4 protein-coding genes are annotated in these 3,453 nt (G+C 45.5%); all 4 read left to right on the forward strand.

The features are described from left to right. Positions 1-174 precede the first annotated feature (174 nt). The 4 genes from Q338_RS12215 to rsfS all read left to right on the forward strand — a co-directional run bounded on the left by Q338_RS12215 (position 175) and on the right by rsfS (position 3,106). Positions 175-1,659, forward strand: a complete 1,485-nt coding sequence (locus Q338_RS12215; RefSeq protein WP_034295903.1) for a DASS family sodium-coupled anion symporter — start codon at positions 175-177, stop codon at positions 1,657-1,659. A 207-nt stretch (positions 1,660-1,866) separates the two neighbouring features. Further along, the gene (locus Q338_RS13920) at positions 1,867-2,313 is read left to right on the forward strand and encodes a hypothetical protein (RefSeq protein WP_051968648.1); all 447 of its coding nucleotides are present in this window, start codon (positions 1,867-1,869) and stop codon (positions 2,311-2,313) included. Further along, positions 2,303-2,626 carry a hypothetical protein gene (locus tag Q338_RS12220; RefSeq protein WP_051968649.1) on the forward strand — a complete coding sequence of 108 codons (324 nt, stop codon included), beginning with the start codon at positions 2,303-2,305 and terminating at the stop codon, positions 2,624-2,626. The genes Q338_RS13920 and Q338_RS12220 overlap by 11 nt, the downstream gene beginning before the upstream one ends. Positions 2,627-2,710: 84 nt before the next feature. Beyond that, positions 2,711-3,106, forward strand: a complete 396-nt coding sequence (gene rsfS, locus Q338_RS12225) for a ribosome silencing factor (protein ID WP_034295906.1) — start codon at positions 2,711-2,713, stop codon at positions 3,104-3,106. Positions 3,107-3,453 lie beyond the last annotated feature (347 nt).

The following is a 3,453-nucleotide window of genomic DNA, read 5'->3' on the forward strand; positions in this document are numbered from 1 at the left end:
TCCCCCACCCTAGCCCTTCCCCGTTGGAGACGGGGGAGGGGACAGGTTTGTGGTTATTTCAAAAAATTGTCGTGTACTGAAAGGCTGCCTGAAAATATAGGAGTTTGTAAAAATTCTTGTTAGGCAGCCTGAAATCAAATCAACAAAAATATTTTGAAAATAAGGTACAACAAAATGGGTTTTAAACCAATTCCAGCAGCGATTGCCATTGCGCTCACGCTGATTATCTGGTTCATTCCTGCCCCCGATGGGGTGCAAGAAAACGCATGGCATTTGCTGGCGTTGTTTGTGGGCATTATTGCGGGGATTATTGGCAAGGCTATGCCGATTGGCGCAATGGCAATTTTGGCAATAACACTGGTGGCATTATTGCAAGTAACTGTGCCTGAAGTGGGCGCAGATGGCAAAACAATCAAAGATACCGCAGGTCAAGCCGCCAAAGACGCTTTGAGTGCGCTCAACAGCCCTTTGATTTGGATGATAGGCGCGGCGATTATGATTTCTCGTGGCTTACTGAAAACGGGCTTGGGAACGCGTTTTGCCTATCTGTTTTTATCCGTATTTGGTAAAAAAACCATAGGGGTGGGTTACAGTTTGGCGTTGTCGGATTTGCTGGTTGCGCCTGTAACGCCGTCTAATACGGCGCGTGGTGGCGCGATTGTGCACCCAATTATGCGTGCGATGGCAGATGCCTTTGACAGTAAACCTGAAAATGGCACCGAAAAACGCATCGGCAAATATTTGGCATTGGTGAATTATCACGCGAATATTATTTCCTGCCTGATTTTTGTAACGGCAACCGCCCCCAATTCTTTGGTGGTGAAACTGATTGCCGAAGCTCGCCCAGAAGTACAATTAACGTGGACAACGTGGTTTTTTGCGATGGTGGTACCAGGGCTGGTGTGTATGGTTATCATGCCGATTATCTTGTTTTATATGTATAAACCTGAAATCACCAGCACACCCAATGCCCCCGATATGGCAAAACAAAAATTGCAAGAAATGGGCAAAATGACGCGTGGCGAATGGATTATGTTGGGTGTATTTGCCGTATTGCTGTTGTTGTGGGCAGGTATTCCAGCTTGGTTACTCGGCAGTTGGGCAAAAGTGGATGCGACCACCACCACTTTATTGGGCTTGTCTTTATTATTATTGACGGGCGTTTTGACATGGGACGATGTGTTGAAAGAAAAAGGTGCGTGGGACACAGTCATTTGGTTTGCGGCTTTGATGATGATGGCAAACTTTTTGAATAAATTGGGTTTGATTGGCTGGGTGTCAGACGTGTTAGGCAGTGGAATTGCCAGTATGGGTTTAAATTGGGTGTGGGGTTGTGTTTTGCTGACTTTGGCGTATATTTATTCACATTATATGTTTGCCAGTGGTACAGCGCACGTTACGGCGATGTTGGGGGCGTTTTACGTGGCGGGTTTGGCATTGGGTGCGCCGCCGATGTTGTTTGCGCTGGTGTTGGCGGCGGCTTCGGGCATTATGATGTCGCTCACGCATTATGCTTCGGGTTCATCGCCTGTGATTTATGGTTCGGGCTACACTACGATGGGAGAATGGTGGACGGCGGGTTTGGTGATGAGTATTGTGGAGATTTTGGTGTTTGCCACCGTAGGCGTGGTATGGTGGAAGATGTTGGGCTATTGGTAATGAGATGATTGTTTTCAGGCTGCCTTGATGGTTTGATTTGAATAGCAGTAGGCAGTCTGAAAGCAAAATTTTGTTTCACAGTCATCCATGCCAATTAAAATAGTGGTGTGTTTTACAAATGTAAAAAGGCAGCCTGAAAGCATATTTTCAGGCTGCCTTTTATTATATAATTATTATATAATGGCAAAACCCATTGAAGGATAAATAATGAAAACACTTGTACAACACAAATTGCCTATTCGCAAAATGTTTAAAAGCCTGTTTACTGGCGCAGACACAGGAAATGAATCGTCCCAAACTGCCCCCATTTCATCTGCCAATATCAGTAATTTGCCCACGCCACAGCCCATTACCACCGATACGGTGGAACACACGATTGGCGTGGAAATCAATGATGTGCCGCCTATTCATCACGAAAACCATCACGAAACTCATTTAGAATTAGATAGTTTGGAAGCATGGTCGTCTCATGACGAAACCGCAAACACATCTGCGACCAACCATCATCTATTGGATAACACGCCTGAAGCGGCTGAAGATTTGCCGCAATATTTGGCTTTGAGCCGCGTGTTGCGCGAACAATTAGACACTATTCCCGAATGTCAGGCGGTGGCGTATGTCAATATCAGCAGCAATCAATATATTGGCATTTGAAACCAGACAATCGTGGGCAGAAGCCGTGCAGCCTTTGATTGCCGCTGCCACGTCTGATTTATTTCTCGCGCCCAACACGGCAAAAATGGTTAACGCGTTCCGAAAATTGCGTGAAAAATCATTTGATGAAGTGAATTATCATCAAATTATTATTTCGGCAGACAATGTTACCTATGTGTTGCTGCGTGCGAAAAATCGCGGCGACCGTGTGGCGGTGTTTGCTTGCCGCGATTCGGTGGCGTTGGGTATGGTACTTGTTCATGCGCACCAGGCTTTACCGAAAATTGAAGCGGCTGAAGATTTGCCAGATTAATTTTATGCGTTTAAGCAGTTTTCAGGCAGCCTGAACGCAAAAATCCATGTATAATCCGCCAATTAAATTTTGTGAAAGACCCAAATGTTAAACGAACAAGAATTGCAAGAACTGCAAAAAATGGTGGACATCGCCGTAAACGCATTGGAAGATGTGAAAGCCAAAGACATCATCGTATTGGACACGGTGGGCAAAACCTCTTTGTTTTCACGCATGATTATTGCCAGTGGCGACAGTACGCGCCAAGTGAAAGCCTTGGCAAACAATGTGTCGGTGGATTTGAAAGAAGCAGGTTTCACCATTTTGAGCAGCGAAGGTCAAGACAGCGGCGAATGGGCTTTGGTGGACGCAGATGATTTGGTGGTGCATGTGATGTTGCCAGCCGTGCGTGATTTTTATGATATTGAAGCCTTGTGGGGCGGCGAAAAGCCATCGTTCCATGCGGGCGCAAATAAGCCTTGGCACGCGGCGGATAATTGATTTGATATGATAATTTAGGCAGCCTGAAAAGTTTTCAGGCTGCCTTTTTTGATGTGATTTATTGAACGCGATTTCGGGATAAGAAAGAAATTATAGTCGTAGAAATGAAAATGCAGTACAAGGCGACAACGCCCACCGTGTACGAATAGTACATAAGGGCGTTGGCAACGCCGTACTGCTTTTTCAGTTCTGCGACTATAACCATTTGTTTTAATGGTTTTTCCCCGTTTCAGACTGCTTTTTAGTACACGATTTCATTACCCTACAAATTTTTGTCTACCACTCATCTGTTCCCTCTCCTGTGGGAGAGGGTTAGGGAGAGGGTAAAACTTTCAATGCACCACGAT

The sequence above is a fragment of the Alysiella crassa DSM 2578 genome, from assembly GCF_000745955.1.
GTDB classification, from domain to species: Bacteria; Pseudomonadota; Gammaproteobacteria; order Burkholderiales; family Neisseriaceae; genus Simonsiella; species Simonsiella crassa.